The sequence below is a fragment of the Lonsdalea quercina subsp. quercina genome, assembly GCF_000688655.1.
Lineage (GTDB): Bacteria > Pseudomonadota > Gammaproteobacteria > Enterobacterales > Enterobacteriaceae > Lonsdalea > Lonsdalea quercina.
Map to the genome: position 1 here is coordinate 57,332 of NZ_JIBO01000003.1, position 17,363 is coordinate 74,694.

Annotated in this window: 19 protein-coding genes; 6 read left to right on the plus strand and 13 right to left on the minus strand. The window is 55.1% G+C overall.

Annotation, left to right across the window (positions count from 1 at the left end):
* Positions 1 to 2: 2 nt before the first annotated feature.
* From RZ35_RS02415 to RZ35_RS02455, 9 genes are all read right to left on the minus strand, one after another.
* Positions 3 to 710: an ABC transporter ATP-binding protein gene (locus RZ35_RS02415; protein ID WP_026741867.1), complete on the minus strand. Its 708-nt coding sequence runs from the start codon at positions 708 to 710 to the stop codon at positions 3 to 5.
* 13 nt (positions 711 to 723) lie between these two features.
* Positions 724 to 1,977: an efflux RND transporter periplasmic adaptor subunit gene (locus RZ35_RS02420; RefSeq protein ID WP_026741868.1), complete on the minus strand. Its 1,254-nt coding sequence runs from the start codon at positions 1,975 to 1,977 to the stop codon at positions 724 to 726.
* A gap of 430 nt (positions 1,978 to 2,407) precedes the next feature.
* Positions 2,408 to 3,370, minus strand: coding sequence for a class 1b ribonucleoside-diphosphate reductase subunit beta (nrdF, locus tag RZ35_RS02425; RefSeq protein ID WP_026741869.1), 963 nt, complete (start codon positions 3,368 to 3,370; stop codon positions 2,408 to 2,410).
* Between the two features lie 22 nt (positions 3,371 to 3,392).
* Positions 3,393 to 5,522, minus strand: coding sequence for a class 1b ribonucleoside-diphosphate reductase subunit alpha (gene nrdE, locus RZ35_RS02430; protein WP_099049231.1), 2,130 nt, complete (start codon positions 5,520 to 5,522; stop codon positions 3,393 to 3,395).
* Complete coding sequence (gene nrdI, locus RZ35_RS02435) at positions 5,522 to 5,929, minus strand: class Ib ribonucleoside-diphosphate reductase assembly flavoprotein NrdI (RefSeq protein ID WP_026741871.1); 408 nt, start codon at positions 5,927 to 5,929, stop codon at positions 5,522 to 5,524. The genes nrdE and nrdI overlap by 1 nt, the downstream gene beginning before the upstream one ends.
* Before the next feature lie 9 nt (positions 5,930 to 5,938).
* Positions 5,939 to 6,172 (minus strand): glutaredoxin-like protein NrdH, encoded by a 234-nt coding sequence (gene nrdH, locus RZ35_RS02440; RefSeq protein ID WP_026741216.1) that lies wholly within the window; start codon positions 6,170 to 6,172, stop codon positions 5,939 to 5,941.
* A 210-nt stretch (positions 6,173 to 6,382) separates the two neighbouring features.
* Entirely contained in the window at positions 6,383 to 7,177 is a 795-nt protein-coding gene (gene speD, locus RZ35_RS02445; protein WP_026741872.1) for an adenosylmethionine decarboxylase, read from the minus strand.
* Positions 7,178 to 7,206: 29 nt separating this feature from the next.
* Entirely contained in the window at positions 7,207 to 8,070 is an 864-nt protein-coding gene (speE, locus tag RZ35_RS02450) for a polyamine aminopropyltransferase (protein ID WP_026741873.1), read from the minus strand.
* A 108-nt stretch (positions 8,071 to 8,178) separates the two neighbouring features.
* On the minus strand, positions 8,179 to 8,526 hold the full coding sequence (locus tag RZ35_RS02455) for a YacC family pilotin-like protein (RefSeq protein WP_026741874.1): 348 nt from the start codon (positions 8,524 to 8,526) through the stop codon (positions 8,179 to 8,181).
* Between the two features lie 414 nt (positions 8,527 to 8,940).
* Between RZ35_RS02455 and RZ35_RS02460 the strand changes: the two genes are divergently transcribed.
* Positions 8,941 to 10,380: an ABC transporter permease gene (locus tag RZ35_RS02460; protein WP_455709678.1), complete on the plus strand. Its 1,440-nt coding sequence runs from the start codon at positions 8,941 to 8,943 to the stop codon at positions 10,378 to 10,380.
* A gap of 7 nt (positions 10,381 to 10,387) precedes the next feature.
* Positions 10,388 to 11,452, plus strand: a complete 1,065-nt coding sequence (locus RZ35_RS02465; protein WP_051625451.1) for an ABC transporter ATP-binding protein — start codon at positions 10,388 to 10,390, stop codon at positions 11,450 to 11,452.
* Here RZ35_RS02465 and RZ35_RS02470 read toward each other — a convergent pair.
* Together RZ35_RS02470 and RZ35_RS02475 are read right to left on the minus strand one after the other, a co-directional pair.
* Complete coding sequence (locus RZ35_RS02470) at positions 11,433 to 11,825, minus strand: DUF6515 family protein (protein ID WP_026741876.1); 393 nt, start codon at positions 11,823 to 11,825, stop codon at positions 11,433 to 11,435. The two genes, RZ35_RS02465 and RZ35_RS02470, sit on opposite strands and share 20 nt — an antisense overlap.
* Before the next feature lie 48 nt (positions 11,826 to 11,873).
* Complete coding sequence (locus RZ35_RS02475) at positions 11,874 to 12,212, minus strand: hypothetical protein (RefSeq protein ID WP_026741877.1); 339 nt, start codon at positions 12,210 to 12,212, stop codon at positions 11,874 to 11,876.
* 333 nt (positions 12,213 to 12,545) lie between these two features.
* Between RZ35_RS02475 and hpt the strand changes: the two genes are divergently transcribed.
* On the plus strand, positions 12,546 to 13,076 hold the full coding sequence (gene hpt / locus RZ35_RS02480) for a hypoxanthine phosphoribosyltransferase (protein WP_026741878.1): 531 nt from the start codon (positions 12,546 to 12,548) through the stop codon (positions 13,074 to 13,076).
* 77 nt (positions 13,077 to 13,153) lie between these two features.
* On the opposite strand, the gene can is transcribed toward hpt, so the two are convergent.
* Complete coding sequence (can, locus tag RZ35_RS02485) at positions 13,154 to 13,813, minus strand: carbonate dehydratase (RefSeq protein ID WP_026741879.1); 660 nt, start codon at positions 13,811 to 13,813, stop codon at positions 13,154 to 13,156.
* 112 nt (positions 13,814 to 13,925) lie between these two features.
* On the opposite strand from can, the gene RZ35_RS02490 reads away from it, so the two are divergent.
* From RZ35_RS02490 to RZ35_RS02500, 3 genes are read left to right on the plus strand one after another with little or no spacing between them, the layout of a single operon-like run.
* Positions 13,926 to 14,864 (plus strand): ABC transporter ATP-binding protein, encoded by a 939-nt coding sequence (locus RZ35_RS02490; RefSeq protein ID WP_026741880.1) that lies wholly within the window; start codon positions 13,926 to 13,928, stop codon positions 14,862 to 14,864.
* A complete protein-coding gene (locus RZ35_RS02495) occupies positions 14,861 to 15,631 on the plus strand; it encodes an ABC transporter permease (RefSeq protein WP_026741881.1) in 771 nt (256 codons plus the stop codon). The genes RZ35_RS02490 and RZ35_RS02495 overlap by 4 nt, the downstream gene beginning before the upstream one ends.
* A gap of 57 nt (positions 15,632 to 15,688) precedes the next feature.
* Entirely contained in the window at positions 15,689 to 16,921 is a 1,233-nt protein-coding gene (locus tag RZ35_RS02500) for a polysaccharide deacetylase family protein (RefSeq protein WP_026741882.1), read from the plus strand.
* 48 nt (positions 16,922 to 16,969) lie between these two features.
* On the opposite strand, the gene panD is transcribed toward RZ35_RS02500, so the two are convergent.
* Positions 16,970 to 17,350, minus strand: coding sequence for an aspartate 1-decarboxylase (panD, locus tag RZ35_RS02505; protein ID WP_026741883.1), 381 nt, complete (start codon positions 17,348 to 17,350; stop codon positions 16,970 to 16,972).
* Between the last annotated feature and the right edge of the window lie 13 nt (positions 17,351 to 17,363).

Below are 17,363 nucleotides of genomic sequence, written 5' to 3' on the forward strand. Positions count from 1 at the left end.
CCTTAAACCACGCGTGCGAGGTGCTTCAGCTGGTGGTCGTCAATCACCATACCGTCAAAAATTTCTATTTGTCGCAAGGCGCGGGCCGCTGAACGAGGGTCATGGGTCACGATGCAAATGGTGGAACCGGTTTGATGAAGCTGATCGAACAACGACATCACGGCGTCGGCATTGCGTGAATCCAGGTTGCCGGTAGGTTCATCCGCCAACAGCAGGGAAGGGTTGCCGACAATGGCGCGCGCGACCGCGACGCGCTGCTGCTGTCCGCCCGAAAGCTGGGAAGGGTAGTGTCTGCCCCGGTGTTTCATGTCCACCTTTTCCAGCGCGGCATCCGCCATGGCTTTCATTTGCTTGTTGCTGATGCCCTTGCGGTAGGTGAGCGGCAGCATGACGTTTTCATCAACGGTAAGATCGCTGATCAGGTTAAAGGACTGGAAGACGAAGCCTATCTCAAGATTACGAATTTCCGCCTGCTGTTTAGCGTTCAGGGTATTGACGTTATGACCGTTGATCACATATTCGCCCTCTGTTGCCTTGTCCAGTAATCCGAGGATAGACAGGAGCGTGGATTTTCCACATCCCGAGGGGCCGGAAATAGAAACGTAATCCCCTTGGTTGATAGTGAAACTCACATCACTCAGAGCATGGGTTTCCATTTCCTCAGTAAAAAACACTTTTTTGATGTTTTTAAGCTCGACAACTGCTGACATACAAGAATCCTTTTTAGCGAGTGATGCTGATTTGGTCGACGTGTTCCCAGGGTTGATAGCTCGATAAGATAATGTGATCCGTGGCTACCAGCCCTGATGAGATCGCAATTTCATTGGCCGATCCCATCCCAAAATTCACGGGTACTTTTACCGCACTTTTACCGTCCGCCGCGAGCTTATATACGATCCCAGGGGTATTGCTCTGGGCGTACATAGGCCGCGGCGCGTAAATGACATTTTTCAGGTTCGCTACCTGCACGCGACCTTCGATGCTCAAATCCGGTCGAGCTTCATTCGGCAGCGGTTCCGTGAACTCGACGTCAACCTGCACCGTGCCATTGATGACGGCGGGATCGATTCGGGAAACTCTGCCGTGGATCTGATTGGTGTGAGTATTGATCAGCACGGATTGGNCGATCGCAACGTCTCGGATCTGGCGCTCAGGCACTTTTAATTCGGCAATGAGCTGATCCTTACGCGCGACGCGAGCGAGGCTAAATCCATTGGTGATGTGTTGTCCCACTTCAATATTGGTGACCTGAATAATACCGGCTTCGCTCGCTTTTACCGTCAAAGAGCGTATCTGCGTTTCCGCTCTGGCCAACATATTTTTCAGTTTACTGAGTCGCGCGTCGTCCGCTTCTCTATTTTCCTTCTGCACGATCGCCAGCTTTTCAAGCTGCTCTTTGGTGTACATCAGGCTTTGCTTGGTTTGCTCGGTGGCGAGCTTTGAGCGGTGCAGGACCAGAAGGGGAACTGAGCCGTCGTTACGCTTATTCAGCATTTCCGCGACATCATATTCGAGTTTGGCGTGACGGTACTCCTGTTCGGCTTTGACGATGGCGATCTTGGCGGCCAGATAAGCGCTTTCCTGTTGGCCTCGCAGCGCCTTATTTTCGGCCTCTTTCGCCCCCAGCTCCCAACGCAGTTCTTCCGTGGTTTGAATCAGCTCCGGATTGACTAATACGGCGATGATGTCTCCTGGCTCTACGGCAGCGCCGGGTTTAACCTTCACGGATTCGACGATGCCGTCGATATTGGAGGCTATCCAGGTCGCATTGCGCGGAGCAAGAATGCCATTGCCCTGAACCTCGATGACCATGTCGCCCTGTTTAACCTGACCAATTAAAATATTGGAGGCCCTGACTTCGAAGCCTCCTGGGTCAAAGCTGATCAATAAATACCCGGCAATGAGCACGAACAACGCGCTCCCTGCGATTAAAAAGGGTTTGAGACGCCCCTTCTTTATTGTTCTTTTAATATCCATCTCGACATNCTCGTTCCATTAAACTCGGGCTGATAAAGCATGTTTTATGCCAACTGTTAACCATATGATTAGTCTATTCTTTTATTTTATTGTTTTTTAATAATTCTCACTTTTGGGATTAAGGTAGCGCTTCAAGTTAAAAATGGGACAGTGAGATAGGTGATTGAAAAATGGGATTAAGTTTATGAGTGGTTAAAAAGTCGCCGTCAAGCGGACCATCGACATCCCCTCGTTGTTTGCTTCTGGCCTGATCAAGGGGGATCGCGATGTCGTCAGGCGCGCAATATTCAGCGTCGTCCGTTTCAGAAGGGGGCGTCAGGAAACGATCGGTGTGGGTAGTCGCTCTGCCGTCGCTGAGTTCGGCGCGCGGCGAGCGAGCACGAAGATGCCTTCACCCCATCGCGGAATGAAGGCGTCATGGCTTGGGCGACTAAAAATCCCNGTCTTCGTCTTCCGTTTCGACGGCTTTGCCGATGACATACGACGATCCGGAGCCGGAGAAGAAGTCGTGGTTCTCGTCGGCGTTCGGCGACAACGCGGCCAATATCGCCGGATTGACGTCCGTCATACTGGCGGGGAACAGTGCCTCATAGCCGAGATTCATCAGCGATTTATTGGCGTTGTAGTGCAGGAACTTCTTCACGTCTTCCGTCAGACCCACCTCGTCATACAACGCTGCGGTATAGTCCACCTCGTTGTCGTAAAGGTCCTGCAACAGCTCGTAGGTGAAGGTTTTGATCTGCGCCTGACGGGTGGCATCCACCCGCTTGAGTCCCTGCTGGAACTTGTAGCCGATGTAATAGCCGTGGACCGCTTCATCGCGAATGATCAAACGGATAAGATCCGCCGTGTTGGTCAGACGTGCGCGGCTGGCCCAATACATGGGGAGATAGAAGCCGGAGTAGAACAGGAACGACTCCAGAAACACGCTGGCGACTTTCTTCATCAGCGGATCGTCATGCTCATAATGCTTGAGGATCAGGGCGGCTTTATTTTGCAGCGCTTCGTTCTGTTCGCTCCACAGATAGGCGTCGTCCACTTCGCGGGTTTGGCACAGCGTGGAGAAAATCGCGCTGTATGAACGGGCGTGTACGGCTTCCATGAAGCAGACGTTAGACAGCACCGCCTCTTCATGCGGCGTAATCGCATCCTGCATCAGCGACGGCGCGCCGCGCGTGTTTTGCAGGGTGTCCAGCAACGTCAGGCCGGTAAACACTCGAATGGTCAGCTGTCGCTCCTGAGCGGTGAATTGCGCCCAGGAAGGAATGTCGTTCGACAGCGGAATTTTTTCCGGCAGCCAGAAGTTGGCGGTCAGGCGATTCCAGACCTCCAGATCTTTGTCATCCTGCGGCCGGTTCCAGTTAATGGCCCGTAGCGGGGGGAGTTTGCTCATAGCGTTAGTTCCGTCAATAAAATCACAATGCGCAGGATACGCAGCCTTCAATCTCTGTGCCTTCCAGCGCCATCTGACGCACCCGGATGTAGTAGAGAGTTTTAATCCCCTGTTTCCAGGCATAAATCTGCGCCTTGTTGATGTCGCGGGTAGTGGCGGTATCCGGGAAGAACAGCGTTAACGACAGCCCTTGATCCACATGCTGGGTGGCTACCGCATAGGTATCGATAATTTTCTGCGGGCCGATGTCGTAGGCGTCCTGATACAGCGCCAGGTTTTCATTGGTCATGAACGGCGCCGGATAGTACACCCGCCCGATTTTGCCTTCTTTACGGATTTCAATGCGCGACACGATGGGATGAATGCTGGCCGTGGCGTGATTGATGTAAGAGATGGAGCCGGTGGGCGGGATCGCCTGCAGGTTCTGGTTATACAGACCTTTCGCGATCACGCTGTCCCGCAGCTGCTGCCAGTCGTCACGGTTCGGCAGGTGAATGCCGTTGTCAGCGAACAGCGCGCGAACTTTCGCCGTGGCGGGCTGCCAGTCCTGCTGGAGGTATTTGTCAAAGAACGCGCCGCTGGCGTAAGTGGACAGTTCGAAGCCCTTGAAGGTTTCGCCCCGTTCGATAGCCAGTTGGTTAGAGGCGCGCAGCGCATGGTAGGCCACGGTGTAGAAGTACATATTGGTGAAGTCCAACGCCTCTTCCGAGCCGTAATACATGCCTTCCCGCGCCAGATAGCCGTGCAGGTTCATTTGCCCGAGGCCAATGGCGTGGGACTCCGCGTTGCCTTTCGCAATCGAAGGCACCGCGTTAAGCTGGCTCATATCCGAGACGGCGGTCAGCCCGCGCACGGCGAACTCCACCGCGCGGCCGATGTCCTTGCCATCCATCACATTCGCGATGTTGAGCGAGCCAAGGTTGCAGGAGATGTCCTTCCCGATCTTCCGGTAGGTGAGATCTTCCTCATATTCGCTCGCCTGGTTGACCTGCAAAATTTCCGAACACAGGTTGCTCATGTTGATGCGACCGTGGATCGGGTTGGCTCGGTTGACCGTGTCTTCGAACATCATGTACGGATAGCCGGATTCGAATTGGATCTCGGCCAGCGTCTGGAAGAATTGACGCGCGCTGATGGTCCACTTGCGGATCGCCGGGTTATCGATCATCTCCTGATATTTTTCGCTGATGGCGATTTCCGACAGAGGCTGACCGTAAACCTGCTGAACGTCATAGGGTGAAAACAGGTGCATGTCTTTGTTTTCACGCGCCAGATGCAGCGTGATATCCGGGATCACCACGCCGAGCGACAGGGTTTTGATTCGAATTTTCTCGTCCGCGTTTTCACGCTTGGTATCAAGGAACTGTAAAATATCGGGGTGGTGAGCGCTCAGATAGACCGCGCCCGCGCCCTGACGCGCACCGAGCTGATTGGCGTAGGAAAACGCGTCCTCCAGCATTTTCATCACGGGGATGATGCCCGATGACTGATTCTCAATCCGTTTGATGGGGGCGCCGGTTTCGCGGATATTGCTGAGCGTGAACGCCACGCCGCCGCCGCGCTTGGACAGTTGCAACGCGGAGTTGACGGCCCGGCCGATGGACTCCATGTTATCTTCGATGCGCAGCAGGAAGCAGGAGACCAGCTCGCCGCGCTGCTGCTTGCCGCAGTTGAGGAAGGTCGGCGTGGCGGGCTGGAAACGCCCGGTCATCATCTCATCGACCAACGCGCGCGCCAGCGTCTCATCGCCGCGCGCCAGCGTCAGCGCAACCATACAGACCCGGTCCTCAAACCCTTCCAGATAACGTTTGCCATCAAAACTTTTCAGCGCATAGCTGGTGTAAAACTTGAACGCGCCGACGAAGGTTTTGAAACGAAATTGATGGCCGTAAGCCTGTTGGAACAGCGCTTTGATAAACGCGGCGTCGTACTGGGCCAGCACGTTGGCCTCGTAGTAATTCTCCTCCTGGAGATAGGCCAGCTTGTCTTCCAGCGTGGCGAAGCGCTGTGTTTTGGGCGCGACATGCTGCGCGAGATACTGAGTGATGGCCTGCTGATCCTGTTCCAGCTGAATCCGGCCGTCGGCATCGTAAATGTTAAGCATGGCGTTAAGCGCATGGTAGTCGAGCCCGCTGTCGAGGGGCCGTGTCATCACTGATTCTGCTGTAGCCAAAGGTTGACTCCTTTACGCACGTTTTCCACATCTTCAGGCGTACCGGATAGCTCGAAACGGTACAGGCAGGGGACCTGGCACTTGCGCGCGATGATGTCGCCCGCGATACCGTAGGCTTCACCGAAGTTACGGTTGCCTGCGGCGATGACGCCCCGAAGAAGATGCCGATGGGAAGGGTTGTTAAGAAAGTGGATCACCTGACGGGGCACCGCGCNAATCACGGTGCCGCCGCCATAGCTGGGAACCACCAAAATATAGGGTTGCGTGACCTCTTCCATCACCGCGCTCGGCCGGATAGGGATGCGGATGGCAGGGAGTCCCACTCGGTCGATGAAACGGCTTGTGTTCTCCGACTGACTGGAGAAATAGATCAACAACGGATTCATGAGTGGGCCTCAGACGGCAATCGCACGCAGCGCGTGAATTTTGTCGGGACGAAAGCCGCTCCAGTGTTCCTGCCCGGTCACGACTACCGGCGCCTGCTGGTAACCCAGCGACCGCACATAGGCCAGCGCCTGAGCGTCCTGAGTCAAATCGATTTTATTATAGCCAATCTGGTGCTTGTCGAGCGCTCGACAGGTGGCATCGCACTGCGGGCAGTTGGATTTGCTGTAAACAGTAATGCTCATGATTCGTATTCACCTCTGGGCGCAAAAAAAGGGGGGCGATATGCCCGATCGAGAAGCGATGGCGGTCTGCCGCCGTGGCACACGTCGTGTCGTCTTCTGATAGATAATACTAGATATAGTGGTGAAAAATATCAACCACGCAATATATGGGATTTATAGGGAGGTTAAGCACAAGAAAAGCCTAAGGGCGCGCGCCCTTAGGCTTGGCGGTCACATGGCGGGGATGTTTCTGCCGTAATAAATTTCCTGCATTTCGTGATACAGCAGATCGGTAATCCGCTGATGCTCTTCTGAACTCAGTGCATCCGGGCTGGCGTTGAACAGGTAATGCTTCAGATCGAAATCTTTCAGCATCATTTTGGTGTGGAAAATATTTTCCTGGTAAACGTTCACATCCATCAGGTGATACAGCGACTTCATATCATCCGACATAAAGTTTTGTATGGAATTGATTTTATGGTCGATGAAGTGTTTAACGCCGTTCACATCACGAGTAAACCCGCGCACGCGGTAGTCGATAGTCACAATATCTGATTCCAGCTGGTGGATCAGATAGTTAAGCGCCTTAAGCGGGGAAATGACGCCGCAGGTGGACACTTCGATATCGGCACGGAACGTACACAACCCGCCTTCCGGGTGGCTTTCCGGATAGGTATGCACGCAGATATGGCTCTTGTCCAAATGGGCGACGACCGAATTCGGCAACGGGCCGGGATGTTCGGACGTATCCACGTCGCGCGGATCGACGGGTTCTTCGCTGACCAGAATGGTCACGCTCGCACCCTGCGGCTCATAATCCTGACGGGCTATATTCAGGACGTTGGCGCCAATAATAGAACAGGTTTCGGTCAGGATTTCTGTCAAACGGTTCGCATTATATTGCTCGTCGATATAGGCAATATATCCATCGCGATCGGCTGGCGTTTTGGCATAACAGATATCGTAGATACAAAAACTCAGGCTCTTGGTCAGGTTGTTAAAGCCATGTAGTTTCAGCTTTTGCAATTTAATTCACCCCCTTATGGATGCGATGATCAGCGCGCGGCCGACAGAGCATTCAGTAGATACTGCGGCAGGGCAAAGCTGCCGACGTGGATGGCCGGATTATAGTAGCGGCAATCAATACCCGTTGCGGCAAAGCGTTCTTGCAGACTTTCCGGGCTAAGTTGGCGTAAAGCCGGGTTGTTGCTCGCCCAGGCGAAGGTCATGATCCCGCCGTAATAGGTTGGGATCGCAGCCTGATAGAAGCTGACGTCGCTAAAGTAGTGGCTCAGCTTGTTGTGGCTGGTGACCGCTTCATCCTGCTGGAGGAAACAAACGCCGTTTTGCGCCACAAAAATACCGCCGTCGTTCAGGCAGCGTGCGCAACCCTCGTAGAAGTCGGAGGTAAACAGGCTTTCTCCGGGACCAATCGGGTCGGTGCAGTCGGAGATAATGACGTCGAATTTTTCCTGACAAGCTTTGACGAAGTTTACGCCGTCGTCGATGACCAGACGGAAACGGGGATCGTCATAGGCGCCCGCGCTGTGATTCGGCAGGTACTGCTCGCAGAACTCCACCACGCCGGCGTCGATTTCAACCATCGTGATCTGTTCTACGCCGCGATGACGACAGACTTCGCGCAGCATGCCGCCGTCGCCGCCGCCGATAATCAAGACGCGTTTGGCATTGCCATGCGCCAACAGGGGCACGTGAGTCAGCATCTCGTGATAGATAAACTCGTCACGTTCGGTGGTCTGCACCACGCCATCGAGCGCCATCACTCGTCCCAGTGCGGCGTTTTCGAAAATAATCAGGTCCTGATGGTCGGTCTTTTCGTGATAGAGCACATTGTCTACAGCAAAATACTGACCGAAGTTGGCATGGAGTGTTTCATACCAAATTTCTTTCTGGGACATGTTAGTGCTTCCTCCGCGATAACAGCCATGAAAATTGGCGCGCTATGATAGCTAACTCTTATTAGGCTTGCACGGTCAAATTTCACGCAGTGCGGGGGATTTAGACAATTACTGAGTATTCGCCAGCAGACTGAGCGAATTTCGGGCCAGTGACTGGCATTTTTTGGGCGTGGGGATGGCGATGCCGCTTAAATCGCGATAGCTGGATTCGCCTAGGGTGATCATGTCGTAAGTGTTGTAGTTGCTCAAATCCCAGCGGTTCTGCTGTGCAAATCCCACCAGCGCGCGGCGAATTTGCTCGTTGGGCAGATCCTGGTAGCCACAGTTATTTTTCAGATACACGAAGATAGCCGTCAGATCGGCGAGATCTTCGGCTTCGAATTCGTTCAGTGCTTGACTGGCGGAGGAGACGCTTAACAGACTCAGCAAGAGTAGCGCCAGCGCGGATTTTTTCATGGTTTGACCTGTTTCATACTGCCGTTGGTGAGACGTTACCACAGTTATTATCGCGGATTCCAAGTTTTATTAAGCGGTTAAGATGCCCCTCGCCTGCCACGATCAACGCCAGCGCGCAGGCTTTGACCGACCATCAGGGCTAAGTATCGACCAATAGCCGGATTAGTGCCTTTTTCTTGCAGATTGATTTTATGACGACCGAGTTATGCTCTGTTATTAATCGTGTTATCTGAAACTTTTTCTATGCTTTTACCTATGAATCTCAGTATCTGGCGCGTCAGTAGCGGGTGGTTGGCGGGGATGCTGCTGTTTCCTGTATGGGCAGTGGCTGTGCTGGCCGTGGTTGAACCCGGCATGGGCATGGCTTCCCTGTGGGCGATGTTGCCGCGCTATGGGGGAAATACCCTGACGATCATGGCGGAGAGCGCGGCAATCAGTTTATTGCTGGCGCTTCCGTTCGCCCTGATCATGGCCCGATATCGTTTCCGGGGACAGCGTTGGCTACACTTGGCGCTCCTGCTGCCTCTGGCCATGCCCGCCTATCTGCTGGCGGCCGTGTACGGCGAACTGCTGGAGTTCGGCGGTCCGGTCCGGCAAACCTTCTATGCGCTCTCGTTCGCCAGCCTGTCCGGATGGGGGAGAGACTGGAGCCTATCGCTGCGGCAGGTCAGCTGTAGCGCGTGCCTTGCGCTGTCTTTGTTCCCTTATCTTTATCTGCTGTTGCGCGCTACGTTAATGAGTCTGCCGGAGAGCGTGATGCAATCCGGGCGGCTGTACTGTCCCTCTGCGCTACGGCTGTTTTTTCGCGTGCGATTTCCCCTCATTCGTCCGACGCTATGGCTGGGGCTTGCTGTGGTGGCACTGGAGTCCGTGTCGGACTACGGCGCGGCGAGCTATTTTTCTGTGCCGACGCTGACGACCGCCAGCCTGGATTTCTGGCGCGACAAGGCCCAATTCGGGACTGCGGCGCGCATGGCGCTGCTCCTGTTGCCGCTGATCGTGCTGCTCGGGGCGATCGCGCGTCACGGTCGCCTCTGGCAGGTGCGTTACCAGCGTCCCGCATCGCCTTACCCGATTGAACGACCTGAGGCGCCGGTCTGGCTCCGCCGCGTCACGCTGTGGGCCGGATGCGGACTGATGCTGCTGGCGTTCGGCGTACCGCTTCTTTGGCTGGCCCGCCACTGGCTGACGACGACGGTCACGCTTTGGACGCTGCCGCTGCTGCTGGCGATAATCAACAGTGTACTGGCGGCGTCGTGCGCGACGCTGATTTCGCTGGGACTGGCGATGATGTATCTGTTCGACAAGCGGACCGCCGACAATCCCGCGTTTCGGCATCCACTGCGCTGGCTGGGTTTCAATCGTGTGTTGCCGGGCAGTCTGGCTGGGATGGGCGTGCTGGTAGCGCTCATGCTGATTGATTCGCGCGGCATGCCGCTCGCAATGGGCGTCTTGTCCGGCTCGGTATTGATGTTGATCCTGGTCTATAGTGNGCGGGGCGCCAGCCTCATCATCGCCCCTCTGCACCAGCAGCTGCGCCAACTTCCGGCGGGAATGAACGCCATGAGTCGAACGCTGGGCTATTCAACGGCGCAAAACGTGTGGCTGAACGTGTTTCCATCCGTCCGCGGCACGCTGCTCGTGGGGGCGCTGCTGGTCTGGAGCGAGGGTCTGCGAGAGCTGAATGCTTCGCTGCTGTTGCAGCGCGTCAACGTCGACACTCTGTCGACCTATGTGTTCGGCTTTGTTGAATCCGATCAGCTGGCATGGGCCGCCGCGCCGGCGTTTCTGCTGGTCTTGCTCGGCGTGCCGCCGTTATTCGGACTTCATCGTTTGCTACAGAGGGAAGGATAAATTCCGCATGACCCAACCTGATATCTTGTCGGTGCGCGAACTGCACTGCGGTTACCCATCTCATCCCGTCCTGGACGGCGTCACCTTTTCCATTCATGAAAGCGAACTGGTCTGCCTGCTCGCGGAAAGCGGGGAGGGCAAGAGCACCTTACTCAAGGCGATTACCGGGCTGATCGCACCGACGCAGGGCCAAGTTGTACTGGCGGGAACGCCCGTCAACGGCCAGCCTCCATATTCCCAGTCCGTTGGGATGGTGTTTCAGGATGACGCGCTGTTCCCGCATCTGACCGTGATGGAGAACGTCCGCTTCGGGATGCAGCATATCCCCGGTAACGAGTCGCGCCGCGTGCTGGAGGAGTCTCTGGCGCTGATGGGCGTCACGGACGTGGCGCAGCGTTACCCGCACGAATTGTCGAAAGAGCAGTGTCTGCGGGGCGCGCTGGCCCGTACGCTGGCCTGTCGCCCCTCGCTTTTGCTGCTTGATTCGCCGTTCACCGGCATAGACAGCCAGCATCGCTACCCGTTGCTGACGCAGCTGCGCCGATTACTGAAGCAGCGCCATATCGCGGCGCTGTACGTGACCACCGAAAGAGAAGACGCCTTTGCTTTCGCCGACCATCTGATGCTGATGCGCAAAGGCCATTTGGTCCAGCAAGGCGTTTCCGCGGACTTATATTACCGACCGGTGAATCGTTACACCGCGGACTTCATGGGCTACGGCAATTATCTGCCGGTGAAGATTACCGGCGACAAGGACTGGAAGAGCTTTCTGGGCCAGCACCATTCGGCGCGATCGCTGGGGCTGGAGCCGGGGATGATGCGAGACTGGCTGGTGCGTCCGCAGGAAATCGCACTGGCGTTAGATCCTGAAGGCACGGCGGTGATAGAGGATCGTTTGTTTCTGGGGACGAATAACCTATATCAGGTGAGAATTGGGGATGATGTGCTGCAGGTGCAGACCAATAACTGGTTTGAGCCAGACCAGCCGGTCCGGCTCAGTATTCGTACAGAGCAACCGGTCTTTTTCCCTCCGCAGGAGGGAAAAACCGTGATTACAGGCCCGGCGGCCTAGGGACTTCGATGTAATCGCCTTCAATGGTGTGCCGGTAGTAGCGTCCGTTTTTAACGTAGAAACGTTCGCCGTTGACGTCCAGCACCGTCATCGTATTCGTGGTCTCGACATTTTCCGGGTTGTTGACCACGACATACCCCTCCTGATCCGGACGATAAAATATCCCGTTCAGTACGTAGTAGGTCAGCCCGGCTACCAGCACGGTTTCGACTCCAGGCGGTAGATGGTCGTAGTGAAAGCCGGGGCCGGGGCCGGGGCCAGGGCCATGATCGTGACCATGTCCATGCCCATGCCACATATCCGGGCCGCCAGGCGCGGCAAAGGCCGAAGGCATGAGGCTCAGCACGGCGAAAGCTGTCACTAATCTTTTCATACGAAATTCCTGTGTTGCCATGAGACGATTAAGTAAACCTTAGCAGGTTCACTTATCCGCAGCGCCTTTTTGGGGTGCGGGCGGCACTTCACGTACGCTGACGCTGACTTCATAGGTTTTGCCGATGCCGGCAGGCACGTTGGAAACCAGTTTGTTCACCCCCGCGACCGGATCGTTGGTCTGTAGAGAGGCCTGATACAACGCTGGCGGCATCGGAGGGAACGGCGGATGGTGCGGCATACGGTCATGGTCTTTTTCGCCGTGGCCATGCCCCTCCATCTGCGGCGCGCCCTGTTCCGGATGCGCAAAGGCGCTGGGCAGGGTCGCGAAAAGAGAGCAAGCGGCGATGGCGGCAGCGATGCCATAACGTTGGGTCAATGTTTTCATAAATGCACCTCTTCAGTAGGAATAGCCCTATATAAGAGCATTCATCGTCCAAGGGGCAACCGGCTTTACCCAGCTTTATCCAGGCATAACACAATCCTGATTATTTTGTTCAAACGTTGCGGTCAACGCGTTTTTTTTAGCGATATTCCTACGATCAAACAGGAAATACGCCGCACGCATTTAGGCTCAAGCATGAAAGCGCCTGTTAGTGGAAAGGGGCTTTTGCTATACTCCGCGGCCATATCTTCTGGTGCGCACAGGTCGCGTATTCAGCATCGGGGTATGGCCTGCGAGGCGATACAGAACACTTCCTTTCAATGAGTTTTCAATATGATGAAACACACCGTCGACGTCATGATCTCCGAACAGGACATCAAAGCGCGTGTAGCCGAACTCGGTCGCCAAATCAGCGCGCATTACCAGAACAGCCAGAGCGACATGGTGCTAGTGGGATTATTGCGAGGCTCGTTCATCTTCATGGCAGACCTGTGCCGGACGTTGGAAGTGTCTCACGAAGTCGATTTCATGACGGCATCAAGCTACGGCAACAGCATGAATTCGACCCGTGACGTGAAGATTCTGAAGGATTTGGACGAGGACATTCGTGGCAAAGACGTGCTGATCGTGGAAGACATCATCGACTCCGGCAACACGCTCAGCCGTGTGCGGGAAATACTGCAACTGCGCGAACCGCAGTCCCTTGCCATCTGCACGTTATTGGATAAACCGTCACGCCGTGAAGTCGACGTGCCCGTCGAGTGGGTCGGGTTCTCCATTGAGGACGAATTCGTGGTGGGTTATGGCATCGACTACGCGCAGCATTATCGTCACCTGCCGTATATTGGCAAGGTTGTGCCGGAGTAAGCTTCCTGGGCTTGCCTGTTGGAGAGAATGAAAAAGCCGCGCTCAACAATCGCCGTTGGCGCGGCTTTTGATTTCGATTAGTCTGGCCGGGAAGATGACAGCAGTGAGGNCATCGTCCGGCGATAGCGCTGTTCCAGCGATTCGCGGCTGGTGGCGGTCACTTCCAGATCGCTCAGCCGACCGTCCTGAATGCCGTAAACCCAGCCGTGGATCATTACCTTCTGGCCCCGTTTCCAGGCGGACTGCATGATCGTGGAGTGGCCGAGGTTATATACCTGCTCTACCACGTTGAGTTCACACAGTTTGTTGAAGCGCTCTTCGGGAGGCAATTCTCCCAGCAGAGAGCTATGCTTGTACCACAGATCGCGGATATGCAGCAGCCAGTTATTAATCAGCCCCAGCTCGGGGTTTTCCACCGCGGCCTGCACGCCGCCGCAGCCATAGTGACCGCAGATGATGATGTGTTCGACTTCTAACACTTCGACCGCATATTGCACGACCGACAGGCAGTTTAGATCGGTATGGATCACCAGGTTGGCGACGTTACGGTGAACAAATAGCTCTCCCGGCTCCAGGCTGGTCAGGCTCTCAGCGGGAACCCGACTGTCCGAACATCCAATCCATAGAAAACGCGGGCGCTGCGCCTGAGCTAATCGTTCAAAATAACCCGGATCTTCCTTCACCATCTTTTCGGACCAATTCTGGTTATTAGCGATGAGCGTTTCGATTGTTTTCATGAAAGTAAATGACCTGTAACAACAAATGGCAGTGGAGTTAATATAGAGCAATCACTGGGTTTTTAACATTGAAAACTGACGTACACACTGACAATAAGGCATCCATTTTCTTATGACGTATGCATTGGAACTAGCAAAATTAAGCAAGACTTATCCAGGAGGAGTCAACGCGCTGCGAGGGATCGATTTACAAGTGGAGGCCGGCGACTTTTATGCGCTGCTCGGCCCGAACGGCGCCGGGAAATCTACCACTATCGGCATCATCAGCTCACTGGTGAACAAGACCTCAGGTAAAGTTAACGTCTTCGGTTACGACATTGATCAGGACATCGTTAACGCCAAACGCCAGCTGGGGCTGGTGCCGCAGGAATTCAATTTCAACCCATTTGAAACCGTTTATCAGATTGTGACGCATCAGGCGGGTTACTACGGCGTCGATCGCAAAACGGCTCAGCAACGCGCCGAAAAATACCTCAATCAGCTCGATCTATGGGGAAAACGCAATGAACGGGCGCGCATGTTGTCCGGCGGCATGAAGCGACGTTTGATGATCGCCCGCGCCCTGATGCACCAGCCCAAACTGCTGATCCTCGATGAACCAACGGCTGGGGTGGATATCGAGCTGCGCCGGTCCATGTGGGGATTTCTGAAGGAGCTGAACGCGCAAGGCACCACCATTATTCTCACCACGCACTACCTCGAAGAAGCGGAAATGCTGTGCCGCAACATCGGCATCATCCAGAACGGCTTGCTGGTGGAAAATACCTCGATGAAGCAGTTGCTCTCCAAAGTGCAGTCGGAAACGTTCATTCTCGATCTGGCGTCCAAAAGCGCATTGCCGCGCCTGGATGGCTACCCGCACCGGCTGGTGGATACAACGACGCTGGAGGTCGACGTGAAACGGGATCAGGGCCTGAACGGCGTGTTCAGCCAGCTGAGCGCGCAGGGCGTCCAAATTTTGAGTATGCGCAACAAGGCTAACCGGCTGGAAGAGCTGTTCGTCAATCTGGTTAACCAACATGGAGAATATGCCACCGAGGAGAAAGCATGAGCAGGTTGTATTGGATCGCGTTGCAGAGCATCTGGACCAAAGAAGTGAATCGTTTCGCCCGTATTTGGGTGCAAACGCTGGTGCCGCCGGTTATTACTATGACGCTTTATTTCATCATTTTCGGCAACCTGATCGGTTCGCGCATCGGTGAAATGCATGGTTTTACCTATATGCAGTTCATCGTGCCCGGCCTCATTATGATGTCTGTCATTACGAACGCCTATGCCAACGTCGCTTCGTCATTTTTCAGCGCCAAATTCCAGCGCAACATCGAAGAACTGCTGGTTGCGCCAGTGCCGACGCATATCATCATCGCCGGGTATATCGGCGGCGGGATGACGCGCGGGATCTGCGTGGGGATTTTGGTGACCGCCGTGTCGCTGTTCTTCGTGCCGCTGCATGTGCATGCCTGGTGGATGATTGTGGTGACGCTCTTACTGACCGCGATGCTGTTTTCGCTGGCCGGTCTGTTAAACGCGGTGTTTGCCAGAACCTTTGACGACATCAGCCTTATCCCTACCTTCGTGCTGACGCCGTTAACCTACCTGGGCGGGGTCTTTTACTCGCTCACGCTGTTGCCGCCAATTTGGCAGTCGGTCTCCCAGCTGAATCCCATCGTGTACATGATCAGTGGTTTTCGCTACGGCTTCCTGGGGATCAATGATGTCTCGCTGACGTTGACGCTGGGCGTGCTGGTGAGCTTCATCATCGTCTTTTACGTGCTGGCGTGGTGGCTTATCCAACGGGGACGCGGCCTGCGCGGCTAATGTGTTCGCCTCCTTCGGGGGGCGTTTTAATTATCGGCATCAATAAGTCAATTCTCAATGCACGTTCAATCCACGGCGGCTATTGGCATCGCACTCCTGACGTTGCTGACCGGGGTCAATNCCTTATCTCGCCACGACGAACCGTTTTCCGAATACCGAACGCTCATCCGCGACAGCGACGTCTACGCGTCGATTGGCGATAGCGTGAAAATCGTCGCCGCCATCAAACGCGGCGAGATAGTCCGGGTTTATCCCGGAACCGAGGAACGCGATGCGCTGACCTTCGGGTTCGGCAGCGGATTCGTTGATAAGCACGCGCTGGGCGAGCCTGTCGACGCTCCCCCGGCACAGGTCAGTCTAATGACGCCGTGTCCTCGGCGTAATCTCATCACGTCGCGACCGGTGACGCTCTATACGGCGCCGGATGACGATAGCCCGACGATGGGGATGATGGCAGGAAATCTGCGCTATCCCGTTGCAGGGCAAATTCACGATCGATTTAATCACCTCTGGTATGAAATCTTCCTGGGCGATAGGCCTGTGTTTGTCAGGGAGCAAGACAGCGAACTGGATCACGGTATTCCGGTGCTGACATATCACTACCTGCTGACCGACGTCGAAAACACCCATTTTCTGCACACGTCGACGACGACGTCCGATGACGCGTTCAATCGCCAGATGGCCTACCTGAAAGAGGCGGGCTACACGACGCTTTCGCTATATCAGTTGGAAGATTACCTGCACAATCGTATCAACCTGCCGGGCAGGGCGGTGGTGCTGACATTTGACGACGGGCTCAAGTCCGTGTGTCGCTACGCCTATCCGCGGCTCAAGCAGTATGGCTTTCACGCCACCGCGTTCATTATCACCTCGCGCATCAAACGGCATCCGCAGCCGTGGGATCCGGACTCGCTCCAGTTTATGAGTATCGACGAGCTACAGCAGATCGCTGATGTATTCGATCTCCAGTCACATACCCATTTTTTGCATCGCCTCGGTCCCGCCCATCGGCCGGTCTTGTTGAGTCGCACGCTGCGTAATATCGAGCTGGATTTCGAGCATACGCGGCGCGCATTGTCGCCGTTTAACGCTCAGGTGTGGTATCTGTCCTATCCTTTTGGCGGTTACTCCCCGACGGCGGTTCAGGCGGCGAAGGCTGCGGGTTTTCATATGGCGTTGACGACGCAACAGGGAAAAGTGCTGCCGGGGGATAATCCGTTTACGCTGAAAAGACTGTTTCTGCTGCGTACAGACTCTATTGAGACAATGGCGGCGCGGCTGGCCAACTAGCGAAGGATCTTGAGGAGAAACGGCGCCGCAGATACGACGCCGTGGAGATCAGGCTAACTGCACCGGAATGGCTTTGGCAGTGCGCTGGAGTTGGTTGTTGTCGTTGAAATAGGCGACTTTCGGGTGGTGAGTGCGGGCCTGTTCGTCTGACATTTGCACGTAGGAGCAGATGATCATACGGTCACCGACGCAGGCGCAGCGTGCGGCCGCGCCGTTGACGGAAATAATGCGCGATCCGCGTTCGGCGGCGATAGCATAGGNGGAAAACCGCTGGCCGTTATCCACGTTGTACAGATCGATGGCCTCGTATTCCAAAATGCCGGCGGCATCCATGAAGTCGAGGTCGATGGCGCAAGATCCTTCGTAGTGTAGGTCCGCCTGGGTCACTTTGACCCGGTGTAGTTTGCCTTGCAGCATAGTTCTTATCATAAGCGAATACCGG

Bases quoted from the DNA above. Each gene is read 5' to 3' on its own strand.
- RZ35_RS02415 (WP_026741867.1), bottom strand. From the start codon at position 710: ATGTCAGCAGTTGTCGAGCTTAAAAACATCAAAAAAGTGTTTTTTACT.
- hpt (WP_026741878.1), top strand. From the start codon at position 12,546: ATGAAACACACCGTCGACGTCATGATCTCCGAACAGGACATCAAAGCG.
- RZ35_RS02455 (WP_026741874.1), bottom strand. From the start codon at position 8,526: ATGAAAAAATCCGCGCTGGCGCTACTCTTGCTGAGTCTGTTAAGCGTC.
- RZ35_RS02465 (WP_051625451.1), top strand. From the start codon at position 10,388: ATGACCCAACCTGATATCTTGTCGGTGCGCGAACTGCACTGCGGTTAC.
- RZ35_RS02475 (WP_026741877.1), bottom strand. From the start codon at position 12,212: ATGAAAACATTGACCCAACGTTATGGCATCGCTGCCGCCATCGCCGCT.
- RZ35_RS02470 (WP_026741876.1), bottom strand. From the start codon at position 11,825: ATGAAAAGATTAGTGACAGCTTTCGCCGTGCTGAGCCTCATGCCTTCG.
- RZ35_RS02490 (WP_026741880.1), top strand. From the start codon at position 13,926: ATGACGTATGCATTGGAACTAGCAAAATTAAGCAAGACTTATCCAGGA.
- nrdE (WP_099049231.1), bottom strand. From the start codon at position 5,522: ATGACACGGCCCCTCGACAGCGGGCTCGACTACCATGCGCTTAACGCC.
- RZ35_RS02495 (WP_026741881.1), top strand. From the start codon at position 14,861: ATGAGCAGGTTGTATTGGATCGCGTTGCAGAGCATCTGGACCAAAGAA.
- nrdH (WP_026741216.1), bottom strand. From the start codon at position 6,172: ATGAGCATTACTGTTTACAGCAAATCCAACTGCCCGCAGTGCGATGCC.
- speE (WP_026741873.1), bottom strand. From the start codon at position 8,070: ATGTCCCAGAAAGAAATTTGGTATGAAACACTCCATGCCAACTTCGGT.